Source organism: Janthinobacterium violaceinigrum (assembly GCF_009208555.1).
GTDB classification, from domain to species: domain Bacteria; phylum Pseudomonadota; class Gammaproteobacteria; order Burkholderiales; family Burkholderiaceae_D; genus Janthinobacterium; species Janthinobacterium violaceinigrum.
On sequence record NZ_WFLI01000041.1, the window covers coordinates 1 to 14,849 of the forward strand.

At 62.1% G+C, this 14,849-nt stretch carries 17 protein-coding genes; 12 read left to right on the forward strand and 5 right to left on the reverse strand.

Annotation, left to right across the window (positions count from 1 at the left end; all coding sequences use genetic code 11):
• From GCN75_RS24525 to GCN75_RS24560, 8 genes are all read left to right on the forward strand, one after another.
• Nucleotides 1-478 (forward strand): ubiquitin family protein (locus tag GCN75_RS24525; protein WP_152284720.1); only part of this gene is annotated, 478 nt, incomplete at its 5' end.
• Nucleotides 475-1,047 carry a hypothetical protein gene (locus GCN75_RS24530; protein ID WP_152284721.1) on the forward strand — a complete coding sequence of 191 codons (573 nt, stop codon included), beginning with the start codon at nucleotides 475-477 and terminating at the stop codon, nucleotides 1,045-1,047. The genes GCN75_RS24525 and GCN75_RS24530, both read left to right, overlap by 4 nt.
• Nucleotides 1,044-1,565, forward strand: coding sequence for a hypothetical protein (locus GCN75_RS24535; protein ID WP_152284722.1), 522 nt, complete (start codon nucleotides 1,044-1,046; stop codon nucleotides 1,563-1,565). Before GCN75_RS24530 ends, GCN75_RS24535 begins: the two co-directional genes overlap by 4 nt.
• Complete coding sequence (locus GCN75_RS24540) at nucleotides 1,565-3,595, forward strand: secretin N-terminal domain-containing protein (protein ID WP_152284754.1); 2,031 nt, start codon at nucleotides 1,565-1,567, stop codon at nucleotides 3,593-3,595. The genes GCN75_RS24535 and GCN75_RS24540 overlap by 1 nt, the downstream gene beginning before the upstream one ends.
• Entirely contained in the window at nucleotides 3,592-4,083 is a 492-nt protein-coding gene (locus GCN75_RS24545) for a type II secretion system protein (protein ID WP_152284723.1), read from the forward strand. The genes GCN75_RS24540 and GCN75_RS24545 overlap by 4 nt, the downstream gene beginning before the upstream one ends.
• Nucleotides 4,084-4,086: 3 nt before the next feature.
• Nucleotides 4,087-4,479, forward strand: a complete 393-nt coding sequence (locus tag GCN75_RS24550) for a type II secretion system protein (RefSeq protein ID WP_152284724.1) — start codon at nucleotides 4,087-4,089, stop codon at nucleotides 4,477-4,479.
• Nucleotides 4,480-4,484: 5 nt separating this feature from the next.
• Nucleotides 4,485-5,117, forward strand: coding sequence for a type II secretion system protein (locus tag GCN75_RS24555; RefSeq protein WP_152284725.1), 633 nt, complete (start codon nucleotides 4,485-4,487; stop codon nucleotides 5,115-5,117).
• A 223-nt stretch (nucleotides 5,118-5,340) separates the two neighbouring features.
• Complete coding sequence (locus tag GCN75_RS24560; RefSeq protein WP_152258773.1) at nucleotides 5,341-5,835, forward strand: FxDxF family PEP-CTERM protein; 495 nt, start codon at nucleotides 5,341-5,343, stop codon at nucleotides 5,833-5,835.
• A 153-nt stretch (nucleotides 5,836-5,988) separates the two neighbouring features.
• Here the strand turns inward: GCN75_RS24560 and murJ are convergent, their stop codons facing one another.
• The gene (murJ, locus tag GCN75_RS24565) at nucleotides 5,989-7,536 is read right to left on the reverse strand and encodes a murein biosynthesis integral membrane protein MurJ (protein ID WP_152284726.1); all 1,548 of its coding nucleotides are present in this window, start codon (nucleotides 7,534-7,536) and stop codon (nucleotides 5,989-5,991) included.
• A 308-nt stretch (nucleotides 7,537-7,844) separates the two neighbouring features.
• Between murJ and rpsT the strand changes: the two genes are divergently transcribed.
• Nucleotides 7,845-8,111, forward strand: a complete 267-nt coding sequence (gene rpsT / locus GCN75_RS24570) for a 30S ribosomal protein S20 (protein ID WP_038495058.1) — start codon at nucleotides 7,845-7,847, stop codon at nucleotides 8,109-8,111.
• Between the two features lie 174 nt (nucleotides 8,112-8,285).
• Here rpsT and GCN75_RS24575 read toward each other — a convergent pair whose 3' ends face one another.
• The 3 genes from GCN75_RS24575 to GCN75_RS24585 all read right to left on the reverse strand — a co-directional run bounded on the left by GCN75_RS24575 (nucleotide 8,286) and on the right by GCN75_RS24585 (nucleotide 9,892).
• A complete protein-coding gene (locus GCN75_RS24575) occupies nucleotides 8,286-8,738 on the reverse strand; it encodes a DUF192 domain-containing protein (protein WP_152284727.1) in 453 nt (150 codons plus the stop codon).
• Nucleotides 8,739-8,890: 152 nt separating this feature from the next.
• Nucleotides 8,891-9,217 carry a hypothetical protein gene (locus tag GCN75_RS24580; protein ID WP_226941554.1) on the reverse strand — a complete coding sequence of 109 codons (327 nt, stop codon included), beginning with the start codon at nucleotides 9,215-9,217 and terminating at the stop codon, nucleotides 8,891-8,893.
• A gap of 111 nt (nucleotides 9,218-9,328) precedes the next feature.
• On the reverse strand, nucleotides 9,329-9,892 hold the full coding sequence (locus GCN75_RS24585) for a pseudouridine synthase (protein ID WP_152284728.1): 564 nt from the start codon (nucleotides 9,890-9,892) through the stop codon (nucleotides 9,329-9,331).
• A 310-nt stretch (nucleotides 9,893-10,202) separates the two neighbouring features.
• On the opposite strand from GCN75_RS24585, the gene icd reads away from it, so the two are divergent.
• Nucleotides 10,203-11,456, forward strand: coding sequence for an NADP-dependent isocitrate dehydrogenase (icd, locus tag GCN75_RS24590; protein WP_152284729.1), 1,254 nt, complete (start codon nucleotides 10,203-10,205; stop codon nucleotides 11,454-11,456).
• Nucleotides 11,457-11,548: 92 nt separating this feature from the next.
• Here the strand turns inward: icd and cspE are convergent, their stop codons facing one another.
• Nucleotides 11,549-11,752 carry a transcription antiterminator/RNA stability regulator CspE gene (gene cspE / locus GCN75_RS24595; protein ID WP_010395943.1) on the reverse strand — a complete coding sequence of 68 codons (204 nt, stop codon included), beginning with the start codon at nucleotides 11,750-11,752 and terminating at the stop codon, nucleotides 11,549-11,551.
• 321 nt (nucleotides 11,753-12,073) lie between these two features.
• On the opposite strand from cspE, the gene clpS reads away from it, so the two are divergent.
• Nucleotides 12,074-12,376, forward strand: a complete 303-nt coding sequence (gene clpS, locus GCN75_RS24600; protein WP_034751577.1) for an ATP-dependent Clp protease adapter ClpS — start codon at nucleotides 12,074-12,076, stop codon at nucleotides 12,374-12,376.
• Nucleotides 12,373-14,673 carry an ATP-dependent Clp protease ATP-binding subunit ClpA gene (clpA, locus tag GCN75_RS24605; protein WP_152284730.1) on the forward strand — a complete coding sequence of 767 codons (2,301 nt, stop codon included), beginning with the start codon at nucleotides 12,373-12,375 and terminating at the stop codon, nucleotides 14,671-14,673. Before clpS ends, clpA begins: the two co-directional genes overlap by 4 nt.
• The last annotated feature ends 176 nt before the right edge of the window (nucleotides 14,674-14,849 follow it).

Sequence of the window (14,849 nt, forward strand, 5' to 3'; positions counted from 1 at the left end):
TTGGGGCGTGGGCGCGCTGGGCGTAATGCTGACCGTCACGGCCGCATGGAGCGGCAGCGCCGCATTGCAGCGCCAGCAGCTGCGCGAGGGGCAGCTGCAGCGCGCGCAGCAGCGCGTGCTGGCCGCCACGCAGGGGCCGGCGCCGGCACCGCAAACGCCTATCGCGCCGGCGCAGGCGGCGGCCGTGAATGCGGCCATCCTGCAATTGAACCTGCCGTGGCGCGATGTGCAGGATGCGCTGGCCAGTGCCACGCCGCCCGGCATCGCGCTGCTGGCGCTGGAGCCGGATGCGCGCAAGCGCGTGCTGAAGATCACGGCCGAGACGACGGGCAGCGACTCCATGGTGGCCTATATCGCGCAACTGAAGCAGCAGGAGCTGTTTGGCACCCGGGTGCAGCTGCTGCGCCATGAAATCAACGCGCTCGATCCGAACAAGCCCTTGCGCTTCCAGCTCGAAGCGCACTGGGGCGCGCCATGATGGCCACCGACCTCGCGCTGCTGCGCCTGCGCGCGCAACTGCTGCTGCGCCGCGTGGGCGCACCGGCCTGCCTGGCCGTGGCCCTGCTCGTGCTGGGCATGGCCGCCTGGGCGTGGGCCTGGCAGCAGCGCGCCGTGGCGGCGCGGCTGGAAGCGCGGCCCTTGCCGCAGCCGTCGGTGGCCGTCGCCATTGCGGTGCCTCCGGCGACGGCCAGCGAGAACCTGGCGCGCTTTTATGCCGCGCTGGGACAGCAGCGCCATGCGGAGCAGCAAGTCAAGCAGCTGTTCGACCTGGCCGCGAAAAACGGCTTGCTGCTGGCGCAGGGCGAATACAAGAGCGGCTACGACAAGGCCAGCAGGGTCGCCACGTACCAGGTGACGTTGCCGCTGAAGGGCAGCTACGCGGCCGTGTGGCAGTTCGCGCTGCAGGCGCTGCGCGCCGTTCCCTTCGCCTCGCTGGACGAATTGAGTTTTCGCCGCGAGCAGATCGCCGATACGGAGCTCGAAGCGCGCCTGCGCCTGACCTTTTACTTGACCGATGCGCCGGCCGATGCGGGAGGCGCGCCATGACGCCGCGCCACTATCTGATGCTGGCCGGCGTGCTGGGGGCGGGCGCCTTGCTGCTGTTCGGCGAGCGCCAGCCCGTGGCCGAAGTGGCCGAGGCGGTGGAGCGGGCCGTCGTGCCGGTGCGCCATGCGGCCGCCAGGCCGCAGGCCGCGCAGCCGGCCATCCTGGCCCTGCTGCCGCGCAGCGAAGTGGCGGGCGAGGATGGCGATACCTTTGGCGGCGCCGGCGGCGTGTTCCAGAGCCAGAACTGGACCCCGCCGCCGCCGAAGGTGGTGGCCGTTGCAGCGCCGCCGCCACCTGCGCCGATGGCGCCGCCGCTGCCCTTTGTCTACCTGGGCAAGGCGGCCGCCGACGGCGCCTGGGAAGTGTTTCTGTCGCGCGCCGACAAGACGTACATCGTGCGCGCCAATACCGTCATCGATGGCGCCTACAAGGTCGTGGCGATCGCGCCGCCCGTCATGACGCTCACTTATCTGCCGTTGAACCAGGTTCAGCAGCTCAACATTGGAGTACTCGAGTGATGTCCCGTTCCTTTTCATCTGCGCCGTTGCTGGCACTGCTGGTGCTGCTGGCCGGCTGCGCCGGGCAGCAAGCCTACCGCGACGGGCGCGAGCTGATCGCGCAAGACCAGGTGCCGGCCGGCCTGCAAAAATTGCAGGAAGCGCTGCAGCAGGACCCCGGCAACGCGCAATACCGCAGCGCGTACCTGCAGGCGCGCGAACGGGCCACCAGCAGCCGCTTGCAGCAGGCCGAGCGCCAGGCGCAGGCGGGGCAGGGCGAGCAGGCGCGCGCGGGCTTTCTGGGCGTGCTGGAAATCGATGCGCAGAACGAGCGGGCCGCCAGCGGCTTGCGCGCGCTCGAACGCGAGCAGCGCCAGGGCAAGCTGCTGGCCGAAGCGCAGAAGGATGCCGAGGCGAAGCGCTACGACCCGGCGCGCCAGCGCCTGAACGCCATCCTCACGGAGCAGCCGAATCACGCCGGCGCGCGCGCGCTGCTGCGCGACGTCGATGAAAAGACGGCGCCGCCCGTGGTCGAATCGGGCCTGGCCAGATCGTACAAGCAGCCGATCACGATCGAGTTCCGCGACGCGCCGTTAAAACAGGTGTTCGAGCTGATCGCGCGCCGTTCCGGCCTCAATTTCGTCTTCGACAAGGACGTCAAGGCCGATGCGAAAACCTCGATCTTCCTGAAGAACAGCACGGTGGAATCGGCCGTCTACTTCCTGCTGGTGACGAACCAGCTGGAACAGCAGGTGATGGATGCGAACACCATTCTGATCTATCCCAACGTGGCGGCAAAACTGAAGGAATACCAGGAAGTGCTGGTCAAGACCTTCTTCCTGGCGAACGCGGATGCCAAGCAGGTGGCCAACACGCTCAAGACCATCCTGAAGACGCGCGACGTGGTGGCCGATGAAAAGCTCAACCTCGTCATCGTGCGCGATACGCCCGAGGCGATCCGCCTGGCCGAGCGCCTGATCGCGCTGCAGGACGTGCCCGAGGCGGAGGTGGTGCTGGAGCTGGAAATCCTCGAAGTCAAGCGCAGCCGCCTGCTGGAGCTGGGCGTGGCCTGGCCGTCGAGCCTGACCCTGGCGCCACTGAGCCGGTCGGGCGGCCTGGGGCTGACGGTCAGCGACCTGAATAACCTGAACCAGCACAGCATCGGCGTGAGCGACCTGTCCGTGACGGCGAACGCCAAGAAGACGGACGGCGATGCGAACATCCTGGCCAACCCCCGCATACGCGTGCGCAACCGGGAAAAGGCGAAATTCGTCATCGGCGACAGGGTGCCCGTGATTACCACCACCATTTCGCCGGGCATGGGCGGCTTTGCCTCCGAATCCATCAGCTACCTGGACGTGGGCCTGACGGTGAACGCGGAACCGACCATCTATCTGAACAATGAAGTGGGCATCCGCATCTCGCTGGAAGTGAGCAACCTGGGCGCGGCCACCATCACCAAGAGCGGCTCGACCCTGTACCAGATCGGCACGCGCCAGGCCTCGACCATGCTGCAATTGAAGGATGGCGAAAACCAGGTGCTGGCTGGCCTGATCAACAATGAGGAGCGCAGCTCGGGCAACAAGGTGCCGGGCCTGGGCGAGATACCCTTGCTGGGACGCCTGTTCGGCAGCAGCAAGGACGACAGCCAGAAGACGGAAATCGTGCTGTCGATCACGCCGCACCTGGTGCGCACGGTGCAGCGTCCGGAAGCGAAGGAATCGGAATTTTCCGCCGGTACGGAAGGCAGCTTCCGCCGCCGTCCCGACATGGCGGCCAAGGCGCCCACGCAGATGCCGGGCACGGTGATCGTGCGTTCCGGCCCGTCGGCCGTCGGCATGCAGGCGGCGCCGCCGCAGCCGCTGATGGCGCCGGGCCAGGTGCCGTCAACCTTGCCGCAGAGCGTGCCGGCGCCGGAAGTGGCGCCGTCGCCCGAGCCGGCCCCGTCGTCCCTGCCCATATCGTCGGGCCAGCCCGTGCCGCTGCAGGCGTCGCCCTTGCCGCTGTCGTCCAGCCAGCCGGTGCCGGTGGCGCCGCAGCCCGCCAAATGAGGCTGGCGCCTGCGCAGGGCGATCAAGGTGGCTTCACCCTGATCGAGCTGCTGGTGACCTTGGCCATCCTGGGCGTGCTGGCCACCCTGGTCATCCCCGTCACGCAGGTGACGGTGCAGCGGCGCCAGGAGCAGGAGCTGCGGCGCGCGCTGCGCGAGATCCGCCAGGGGCTCGACGCCTACAAGCGGGCCGGCGACGAAGGCCGCATCCTGCGCGCGCCCGATGCCAGCGGCTATCCAAAAAACCTGGAACTGCTGGTCGAGGGCGTGCCGGACCAGCGCAATCCGAAGCGCAGCAAGCTGTTTTTCCTGCGCCGCGTACCGCGCGACCCGTTCAACGCGAACGCGGGCCTGAGCGATGCGCAAACGTGGGGCAAGCGCAGCTACGCCAGCGAAGCGGCCGAGCCGCGCGAAGGCGACGATGTCTACGATGTGTATTGCACGTCCGGCAAGACCGGCTTGAACGACGTGCCCTATCGTTTATGGTGAACCATGGCTGCTGAAAATGCCCCGGCCCGCGCGCGCGGCTTTACCCTGATCGAATTGCTGGTGGTGCTCGGCATCGTGGCGCTGCTGCTGACCCTGGCCGTGCCCCGTTACTTTCCCAGCCTCGACAAGGCGAAGGAAACCGTGCTGGCGGACAATTTGCGCAACCTGCGCGCCACCATCGACCAGTTCCATGGCGATACGGGCCGCTATCCGGATTCCCTGGAGCAGCTGGTGGAAAAGAAATACCTGCGCGCCATGCCCATCGACCCCATCACGGACAGCGACACCAGCTGGCTCATCGTGCCGCCACCGGACGACACGCCGGGCCAGGTGTATGACGTGAAAAGCGGCGCGCCCGGCAAGGACCGCAGCGGCACGCCGTTTGCCGACTGGTAGCGGCAATGCGCCGTTCCGCACGCCGCCAGCGCGGCTTTACTTACCTGGGCCTGATCATCCTGGTGGCCATCCTGGGTCTGGTGGGGGCGGCCGGCTTGAAGGTGGGTTCCTTGTTGCAGCGCCAGGCGGCCGAGCAGGAGCTGCTCGACATCGGCGCGCAGTTTGCCGATGCGCTGCAGAGCTACGCGGGCGCCACGCCGGCCGGCCAGCCGCAGCAACCGCCTACCCTGGCCGCCTTGCTGCGCGATCCCCGTTTTCCCCAGGTGCGCCGCCACCTGCGCAAGCTGTACGTCGACCCCATCACGGGGCGCGCCGAATGGGGCTTGCTGTACCAGCCCGACAGCCGGGGCATCATCGGCGTGCATAGCCTGTCGTCGTCCGCGCCCTTAAAGGTGGGCAATTTCGAGGCCCGCTTCACTGGCTTTGAAGGCAAGACGCATTTGTCCGAGTGGCAATTCGTCGTCGGCAGCCCCGTGCCGCCGGCGGGGCTGGCGCAGGTGCCGGCAGACGTACCCGCGCCGCCCGCCTTGTTTCCACCGCCTCGGCCAGCAGTGCCAACAGCCGAACCAGCGGCGCCCGAGGCGGCGGAACCGGAGGAAGAGGCCGGTGCGCAGCAAGAGGCGCGCGATCCGCCTTAACCATAAGTTAACAATGAACAAGGCAGGTAGAACTATTTTCACTTGGAAATACTCCATCGCCTGCAACCATTTCATAGAGGAAAGAATTGCAATAAATGAAATTTCGATAAAATATTTATAAGTAATTTAATGCCTTTATGCTACTATCGTGCTTGGTACTTTCGGTACTAAAACGGTGGCTGGCTCCATTGTGGCGGCCATAAATTACTTTTAAGGATAAGTTATGAAATTGAAATTTATCGCGGCAGGCATCCTGGCTGCAGCATCGTTCAGCGCGTCGGCGGCAACGTACGACCTGGGCATCCTGGACCCTAGCGGTTCCGATACGCTGTCGGCAATCACCACCAAATTCACGGCGGGGGCCCTGGTTGACGACTTCTGGACCTTTAAACTGGTAACGCCATCGTCGACGTCGTTTGGTGCCCTGCAAACGTTTTCCGTGGTGGAAGGCGCGATCCAGGATTTTTCGGCCACCTTGCTCGGGTACGGCAGTCTCACCAACAGCACTGCGGCCGGAGTGCAAAGCCTGAGCTGGACGGGTCCCCTGGCCGCTGGCGAGTACACCGTGCACGTCACTGGCCTGACGGGTCTGGCAAAGGCCCAGTATCTGGGTTCGGTATCGGCCTTGCCGGTACCTGAGCCGGAAACCTACGGCATGCTGCTGGGTGGCCTGGCGCTGGTCGGTTTCGCCGCCCGCCGCGCTCGCAAAGCCGTTTGATTGTTTCCCAGCCAGAATGACAAAACCCGCCGAGGCGGGTTTTTTTGTTTCTACACCCTGCGCAATGACGACAACCTGCGCAGGACTAGGCGCCAAGTCGAAGACAGTACGCCAGTACGGCAAGACGCCGGCAACAACGTCCTGCGCAGCTTGTCAGGCGCTGCGCTTGAAGTCGCGGAAACGGAAGCCAACAAGGAAGAGGGTGGCAAAGTAAGCCACGCCGCACAGGCTCACCACGAGGGCCAGCGCGCCGGCCCGCAGCAGCGGATGGGCTTGCATGGCGATCCAGTCGATGCGCATGGCGCCCAGATACGCTACGCCGCCCATCACGATGAGCGCGGGCAACAGGCGCAGGAAGAACTTGGCCCAGCCCGGTTTCGGCTGGTAGATGCCCCGCTTGCGCAAGCCCCAGTACAGGAAGCTGGCGTTCAGGCAGGCGCCCAGGCCGATGGACAGGGCCAGGCCGGCCACGGCGATGTAGGGCACGAACAGCAAATTCATCAGCTGCGTGGCGATCAGCACGCCGATGGCGATCTTGACGGGCGTACGGATGTCCTGGCGCGCATAGAAGGCGGGCGCCAGGGTTTTCACGAGGATGATGCCGATCAGGCCCAGGCTGTAGGCGACCAGCGGCTCCGTCGACATGGTCACGGATTCGGCCGTGAATTTGCCGTAATGGAAGAGGGTGGCGATCAGGGGCGTGGCCAGGGTCGCCATGCCGACGGCGGCGGGCAGGGCCAGCAGGAAAGTCAGGCGCAAGCCCCAGTCCAGCAGGGCCGAGTATTCCGTCTTGTCGCCATCCACGTTGGCCTTCGACAGGCTGGGCAGCAAGATGGTGCCCAGGGCCACGCCCAGCATGGCGGTGGGGAATTCCATGAGGCGGTCCGCATACGACAGCCAGGAAATGCTGCCTTCGGCCAGGCGCGAGGCGATGCTGGTGTTGATCATCAGGCTGATCTGGGCTGCGGACACGGCAAACACGGCCGGTCCCATCTTTTTCAGCACGCGGCGCACGCCGCCGTCGGACAGGCCGATGGCGGGATTGATCGACAGGCGCGGCAGCATGCCGATCTTGATCAGCGCGGGAATCTGGATGGCCACCTGCAGCACGCCGCCGGCAAACACGGCAATGGCCATGGCGTAGATCGGCTGTTTCAGGTGGGGCGCGAGGAAGAGCGAGGCAGCGATGAACGACAGGTTCAGCAGCACCGGCGTGAACGCGGGGATCTTGAATTCGCGCCAGGTGTTCAGAATGCCGCCGGCCAGGGCCACGAAGGACATGCAGCTAATATAAGGGAACATCAGCCGCGTCATCCACACGGCCGCGTCGAAGGCGCCCGGGTCCTTGGACAGGCCCGTGGCGATCGCATACACGAACCACGGCGCGCCCACGATGCCGACGGCGGACACGAGCAAGGTGGCCCAGACGAGGGTGGTGGCCACATGGTCGGCCAGCTGCTTGCTGGCTTCCTGGCCATGCTGGTTCTTGTATTCAGACAAGATCGGCACGAAGGCTTGCGAGAACGCCCCCTCGGCAAACAGGCGGCGCAACAGGTTGGGGATGCGGAAGGCAACAATGAAGGCGTCCGTGTAGGCGCCGGCGCCAAAGGCGCGCGCGAACAGGCTTTCGCGCAATAATCCGGTTACACGGGACAGCATGGTCATGCTGGAGATGGCGGCGAGGGTTTTAAGCAAGTTCATGGGGGCAGATTATAGCCGGGGGCGGTACCGTTAAACGCTTAAAATATGGTAACAATTGCTGCCGATTCGCTGCGGATATGCCCTTGCCGGCCCCATTTTCACGTGTTTTTGGCGTGATACACGGTTTTTTGATTTGCCCCCGCTTGAAAATATCGCTATAATCGAAGGCTGTACAGAATTCTGTTACGCAGACACTAATGTTTGACAGGCACTGGTTTGGCACACATGGTTCGGCAGACGCACAGAACGCACCGGTTGGCAAACACTAATGTTTGCAAACGCACTTTGACCCTGTTTTAGGAAATTCCATGGCAAATACCGCACAAGCGCGCAAACGCGCTCGTCAAGCAGTTAAGCAAAACGCACAAAATTCGTCCCAACGTTCGACCTTGCGCACGGCTATCAAAGCTGCTCGCAAAGCGATCCAGGGCGGCGACAAGGCAGCTGCTGCTGCAATCTTCCAAGCATCCGTGTCGACCATCGACCGTATCGCTGACAAGAAGATCATCCACAAAAACAAGGCAGCTCGCCATAAGAGCCGTCTGGCAGCTGCTTTGAAAGCACTGTCCGCTTAATATTCGCCAGCAGGCAAGCCGCCAAGGCGGCCTTGCCTGTGCCAGTACGCTGGCACTGGTTGAAAAGCAAAAACCCGCAGATTCATTCTGGCGGGTTTTTTCGCGTTCATGCGCGGTTTTTATCTTGTCTCCGGCAGCGCTTGCCGGCAGCCGCCGGCTGCCGGCCGCCACCGGCTAGCGCAGCGCGGGCAAGTTGCCGATGCTCATGCCTGGCTTGATGTTTTTCTGTTTGAACCAGCCCAGGTGCATTTCCAGTGCATAGCGCACGGGCACGGTCCTGGTGGAGCAATGGCTGTCGAGGGTATGCGGCTGCATGTCTTCGATGTTGACGATCTTGCCGCTGGCATCGATAAAGGCCACCGACAGGGGCAGCGGCGTGTTTTTCATCCACATGCATTGCGTGGATGGGTTGCCAAAGACAAACAGCATGCCCGCATTTGCCGGCATCTTTTCACGGTACATCAAGCCCAGTTCGCGCTGCTCTTCCGTGGCAGCCACTTCCGCCTGGATCAGGTGCATGCCGGCCGATAGTTGCAGGCTCTTGCCTTGCGGCGCTTGTGCTTGGGCAATGCCGGTGCACGCCATCATGGCGATGGACAGGCTGAGGCGGTGCAGGGAATTTTTCATGGGGCGGGACGGTGGCTGCGAAGCGGCGATTAAGCCATGCTGGCGGCTGTCCGGTCAAGCATGCTGCCTGGCCGCGCCGAAAGCGTGGGGTTACAGCAACATGACTGCCGCCGTAACCCCGGGAATTACCCTTGATTCCTACCTCTTGCGACTTACTTCACCGGCTTGCCTGCTTCGGCGGCCGGCTTGTTCGTTTTGCGCGCCTGGGGAACCAGGCGTTGCGGCGCATCGGTTGCGGCCGAGGCCTTGGTCGACGCGCCCGAACGTGCCGCATCCGTCGCGGCGGACGCATTGGTGGACGCCGATGCCGGCGGCACCGGCTTGGCGGCGTCGGTGGCGGCCGATGCATGGCTGGCGGCCGATGCGGGGGGCGGTTTGACGGCATCGGTGGCTGCGGAAGCATGCACCTGGGCGCCCGACTGGGCCAGTGCGGCGCCAGCAAGCAGGGAAGCGGCCAGGGTCAGTATTACTTTTGTCATCATCTTTCCTTTTCCGTCATGTTAAGGTGGGATGATTTTAATGCATTATCTAAAAATAAATAGTGCTTATTGGCAAAATTTCAGCAGCGAAGTCGCTATTTCTTGTCCTGCTCACGCTTTTCCAATGTTCTCGGTCGGCACTTCGCACCATTCGCCGGGCAGCAATGGGTGGCTGGCCAGCGAGAACGGGCCGATGGCGCTGCGTACCAGGCGCAGGGTGGGCAGGCCGACGGCCGCCGTCATGCGCCGCACTTGCCGGTTTTTTCCTTCCTTGAGCGTGATCGCCAGCCAGGACGTGGGCTTGTCGGCGCGCGCGCGGATGGGCGGATTGCGGGGCCACAGCCAGTCCGGCTCGGCGATGCGCACGGCCTTGCACGGCTTGGTGATGAAGTCGCCCAGGTCCAGCGGCGCCTGCAGGCGCGCCAGGCTGGCCGCATCGGGCACGCCATCGACCTGCACCAGGTAGGTTTTCGCTTCCTTGCGGTCCGGGTGGCTGATTTCGTGCTGCAGGCGGCCGTCGTCCGTCAGCAGCAGCAAGCCTTCGCTGTCGGCGTCGAGCCGGCCGGCCGGATAGATGCCGGGAATGGTCAAATGGTCGGCCAGGGTGGCGCGGCCGTCCTGCGGCGAAAACTGGCACAGGACCTGGAATGGTTTATTGAAGAGGATGAGTGGCATGCTGGTCGATTAATTGATGCAAACGATGGTGGCTGCTGATTGGTGCCGCAAAAGCGTGGCGCCTTGTAAGATACTGGTGCATAATGTGAAATGTTAGTCTTATGTCTTATAGAAGACTTGAGGCCCGCGTGCCTGTACGCTTCCCTGGCGCGGCGTGCTGCATGGCGATGCGGATGGCCCGGGGGTTCTTTCCCTGCTAAAGTGCGTTGTTGCCGCCATGTTCGGACTTGTTTTTGTAAACTCTGCAACCGCAGAGCGCGTCGCCGGCCTGTGTTGCCCGCCGGCGGCGTGTCCCACTTCGGAGATCACGATGTATCAACATATCACTGTACCTGCTGACGGCCAAAAAATCACCGTCAACGCCGATTTTTCGCTGAATGTACCAGATAATCCCATCGTTCCCTTCATTGAAGGCGATGGCACGGGCATCGATATCAGTCCCGTCATGATCAAGGTGATCGATGCTGCCGTGGCCAAGGCCTACGGCGGCGCGCGCAAGATCAGCTGGATGGAAATCTATGCGGGCGAAAAATCGACGAATGTGTACGGTCCCGATGTGTGGCTGCCGGAAGAAACCCTGGCCGTGCTGAAAGACTACGTGGTCTCCATCAAGGGCCCGCTGACGACGCCCGTCGGCGGCGGCATCCGCTCGCTGAACGTGGCCCTGCGCCAGCAGCTGGACCTGTACGTCTGCCTGCGCCCCGTGCGCTACTTCACGGGCGTGCCGTCGCCCGTGAAAGAGCCGGAAAAGACGGATATGGTGATTTTCCGCGAGAACTCGGAAGACATCTACGCCGGCATCGAATACCAGCAGGGTTCCGAGGGCGCGAAAAAGCTCATCGATTTCCTCGTCAAGGAAATGGGCGTGTCGAAGATCCGCTTCCCGAACACCTCCGGCATCGGCATCAAGCCCGTGTCCATCGAAGGCACGGAGCGCCTGGTGCGCAAGGCCATCCAGTACGCGATCGACAATGACAAGCCTTCCGTGACGATCGTGCATAAAGGCAACATCATGAAGTACACGGAAGGCGGTTTCCGTGACTGGGCGTATGCGCTGGCGCAAAAGGAATTCGGCGCCGAGCTGATCGATGGCGGTCCGTGGTGCAAGTTCAAGAATCCGAAGACGGGCCGCGACATCATCGTCAAGGATTCCATCGCTGACGCGTTCCTGCAACAAATCCTGCTGCGTCCGGCCGAATACAGCGTCATCGCCACCTTGAATCTGAACGGCGACTATATTTCCGACGCGCTGGCGGCGCAAGTGGGCGGCATCGGCATCGCGCCGGGCGCCAACCTGTCCGATTCCGTGGCCATGTTCGAAGCGACGCACGGCACGGCACCGAAGTACGCGGGCAAGGATTACGTGAATCCCGGTTCCCTGATCCTGTCGGCGGAAATGATGCTGCGCCACATGGGCTGGCTGGAGGCGGCCGACCTGGTGATTTCCTCGATGCAGAAGTCGATCGCCTCGAAGCGCGTCACCTATGACTTCGCCCGCCTGATGGAAGGCGCGACGCAGGTATCGTGCTCCGGTTTCGGCCAGGTGATGATCGAGCACATGTAATACGAGGGGCAGGGTGCCGGGCAGGGCACCCTGCGGACGAAAAAAAACCCCGTTTCGCAACGGGGTTTTTCACATCTGAGGGCCGGCGATGCTTAGGCTGCTTGGATGTTGGAAGCTTGCTTGCCTTTAGGGCCTTGCGTGACTTCGAATTGAACTTTTTGACCTTCTTTGAGGGTCTTGAAACCGTTCATGTTGATTGCGGAGAAGTGAGCAAACAAATCTTCGCCGCCGTCATCTGGAGTGATGAAGCCAAAACCTTTGGAATCATTGAACCACTTAACTGTACCTGTTGCCATAAAAAGAACTTTCAAAATTAAAACAAATCACACGAGCCATAAAAGCAAGAAGCTTCTTGCCCCCTCCTCGACGTCTCACTTCTTATCAAGCTGTACATTACTGCAACAGTCGATACAGCATTGTTGGCGGAATAAATAATGAAGTCAAGCGCTTTTCCATCGATATTGCCAAATTCTTCACGACAACCAAAAAAGCAACTCTTGATTTTGACAGCAAGGTCGCCATCTGCGCACTATTAAGAAAACGCGTAAGATTGAAAACAATTGGAAAGGCGTAGATATTGCGCATGACAACCACTGTGAAAGCATTAGAATAAGCGTATGGCAACCAAGCACGACACAGAAACCCTGCTGGAGCGGCAAGTGCTGAAGCCGCCACCGCTCTACCAGGTAGCCTTGCTCAATGACGACTACACCCCGATGGAATTTGTGGTGGCTATCATTCAGGAGTATTTCAACAAGGACCGTGAAACGGCGACGCAAATCATGCTCAGTGTTCATCGCTACGGCAAAGGAGTGTGCGGCGTGTTCTCTAAAGATATAGCGTGTACCAAAGTGGAGTTCGTTTTAACGCATGCGCGCAAGGCGGGGCATCCCCTGCAGTGCGTGATGGAGGAAGTATGATTGCGCAGGAATTAGAAGTAAGTTTGCACATGGCGTTTGTCGAAGCTCGACAGGCACGGCACGAATTCATCACGGTTGAGCATTTACTGCTGGCACTGCTGGACAATCCCTCCGCTGCCGAGGTATTGCGTGCCTGCGCGGTCAATATTGAAGACCTGCGCAAGACCCTCACCAATTTCATCGGCGATAACACGCCGACCGTGCCTGGCACGGGCGAAGTCGACACCCAGCCGACGCTTGGTTTCCAGCGCGTGATCCAGCGCGCCATCATGCATGTCCAGTCTGCCTCGAATGGCAAGAAGGAAGTCACGGGCGCCAATGTGCTCGTGGCCATCTTCGGCGAAAAGGACTCGCATGCGGTGTACTACCTGCACCAGCAGGGCGTGACGCGCCTGGACGTGGTCAATTTCATCTCGCACGGCGTGCGCAAGGACCAGTCGACGGAAAGCGCGAAAGCGTCCGAAGGCGTGGAAGAAGCGCCTGTCGACGGCCAGCCGAAGGAAAGCCCGCTCGACCAGTTCACGCAAAACCTGAACAAGGCCGCTGCCGAAGGCAAGATCGACCCGCTGATCGGCCGCGAGGAAGAAGTCGACCGCGTGATCCAGATCCTGTGCCGCCGCCGCAAGAACAATCCGCTGCTGGTCGGCGAGGCGGGCGTGGGCAAGACGGCCATCGCCGAAGGCCTCGCTTACCGCATCACGCAGAGCGACGTGCCCGAAATCCTGCAGAATGCCGTCGTGTATTCGCTGGACATGGGCGCCTTGCTGGCCGGTACCAAATACCGCGGCGACTTCGAACAGCGCCTGAAAGCCGTGCTGAAACAGCTGAAGGACAATCCGAACGGCATCCTGTTCATCGACGAAATCCACACCATCATCGGTGCGGGTTCGGCCTCGGGCGGCACGCTGGACGCATCGAACCTGTTGAAACCGGCACTGGCCAATGGCCAGCTGAAGTGCATCGGCGCGACCACGTACACGGAATTCCGCGGCGTGTTCGAGAAAGACCATGCCTTGAGCCGCCGCTTCCAGAAAGTGGACGTCAACGAGCCGACCGTCGAGCAAACCGTGCAGATCCTGCGCGGCCTCAAGTCGCGCTTCGAAGAGCACCATGGCGTGAAATACTCGGCCTCGGCCCTGTCGACGGCGGCCGAACTGGCGGCGCGCTTCATCAACGACCGCCATCTGCCCGACAAGGCGATCGACGTCATCGATGAAGCGGGTGCAGCGCAGCGCATCCTGCCGAAGTCGAAACAGAAGAAAACCATCGGCAAGGCCGAGATCGAGGACATCATCGCCAAGATCGCGCGCATTCCGCCGCAAACGGTCAACCAGGACGACCGCAGCAAGCTGCAGACGATCGACCGCGACTTGCGCAATGTGGTGTTCGGGCAAGATCCCGCCATCGATGCGCTGGCCTCGGCCATCAAGATGGCCCGTGCCGGCCTGGGCAAGACGGACAAGCCGATCGGCTCCTTCCTGTTCTCCGGTCCGACCGGCGTGGGCAAGACCGAGGTCGCCAAGCAACTGGCGTTCATCCTCGGCATCGAGCTGATCCGTTTCGACATGTCGGAATACATGGAACGCCACGCCGTCAGCCGTTTGATCGGCGCGCCACCGGGCTACGTCGGTTTCGACCAGGGCGGCCTGCTGACGGAAGCGATCACCAAGAAACCGCATGCGGTGCTGCTGCTCGATGAAATTGAAAAAGCCCATCCGGACATTTTCAATATCCTGCTGCAAGTGATGGATCACGGTACCTTGACGGATAACAATGGCCGCAAAGCCGATTTCCGCAACGTGATCATCATCATGACCACCAATGCGGGGGCGGAAAGCTTGCAGAAAGCTTCGATCGGCTTCACGAATTCCAAGCAGGCAGGCGACGAGATGGCCGACATCAAGCGCATGTTTACGCCGGAATTCCGCAACCGCATCGACGCGACCATCAGCTTCCGCGCGCTGGACCAGGAAATCATCCTGCGCGTGGTCGACAAGTTCCTCATGCAGCTGGAAGAGCAGTTGCACGAGAAAAAGGTCGAAGCCGTGTTTACCGAGAAGCTGCGTACCTTCCTGGGCAAGAAAGGCTTCGATCCGCTGATGGGCGCGCGGCCGATGGCGCGCCTGATCCAGGATCTGATCCGCAAGGCCCTGGCCGACGAGCTGCTGTTCGGCCGCCTGGTTACCGGCGGACGGGTCACGGTCGACCTCGACGACAAGGAGCAGGTCTTGCTGGAATTCCCGGAACCGCCAGACGCGGCGCCCACGGCTGCACCGGAAACGGTGGAAGTGGAGTAAGCGCAGCCTGCGCCACGGACCATCCGAAAAACCCGCCCCACGCAAGTGGCGCGGGTTTTTTTACGTGCCGGCCATGCCGAGGCCTGAAATGTTGTAAAAATGGCTTTGTTTAAAAATAGGTATTGCTTTCGCACAAGCTATGCAAGAATCATGATCCCGATGTCGGCTGCGCTCCA

Coding starts and splice junctions, on each gene's coding strand:
- GCN75_RS24530 (WP_152284721.1), top strand. CDS start 475: ATGATGGCCACCGACCTCGCGCTGCTGCGCCTGCGCGCGCAACTGCTG.
- GCN75_RS24535 (WP_152284722.1), top strand. CDS start 1,044: ATGACGCCGCGCCACTATCTGATGCTGGCCGGCGTGCTGGGGGCGGGC.
- clpS (WP_034751577.1), top strand. CDS start 12,074: ATGGCAACCAAGCACGACACAGAAACCCTGCTGGAGCGGCAAGTGCTG.
- GCN75_RS24555 (WP_152284725.1), top strand. CDS start 4,485: ATGCGCCGTTCCGCACGCCGCCAGCGCGGCTTTACTTACCTGGGCCTG.
- GCN75_RS24580 (WP_226941554.1), bottom strand. CDS start 9,217: ATGACAAAAGTAATACTGACCCTGGCCGCTTCCCTGCTTGCTGGCGCC.
- rpsT (WP_038495058.1), top strand. CDS start 7,845: ATGGCAAATACCGCACAAGCGCGCAAACGCGCTCGTCAAGCAGTTAAG.
- clpA (WP_152284730.1), top strand. CDS start 12,373: ATGATTGCGCAGGAATTAGAAGTAAGTTTGCACATGGCGTTTGTCGAA.
- GCN75_RS24540 (WP_152284754.1), top strand. CDS start 1,565: ATGTCCCGTTCCTTTTCATCTGCGCCGTTGCTGGCACTGCTGGTGCTG.
- cspE (WP_010395943.1), bottom strand. CDS start 11,752: ATGGCAACAGGTACAGTTAAGTGGTTCAATGATTCCAAAGGTTTTGGC.
- icd (WP_152284729.1), top strand. CDS start 10,203: ATGTATCAACATATCACTGTACCTGCTGACGGCCAAAAAATCACCGTC.
- GCN75_RS24560 (WP_152258773.1), top strand. CDS start 5,341: ATGAAATTGAAATTTATCGCGGCAGGCATCCTGGCTGCAGCATCGTTC.
- GCN75_RS24585 (WP_152284728.1), bottom strand. CDS start 9,892: ATGCCACTCATCCTCTTCAATAAACCATTCCAGGTCCTGTGCCAGTTT.
- GCN75_RS24545 (WP_152284723.1), top strand. CDS start 3,592: ATGAGGCTGGCGCCTGCGCAGGGCGATCAAGGTGGCTTCACCCTGATC.
- murJ (WP_152284726.1), bottom strand. CDS start 7,536: ATGAACTTGCTTAAAACCCTCGCCGCCATCTCCAGCATGACCATGCTG.
- GCN75_RS24550 (WP_152284724.1), top strand. CDS start 4,087: ATGGCTGCTGAAAATGCCCCGGCCCGCGCGCGCGGCTTTACCCTGATC.
- GCN75_RS24575 (WP_152284727.1), bottom strand. CDS start 8,738: ATGAAAAATTCCCTGCACCGCCTCAGCCTGTCCATCGCCATGATGGCG.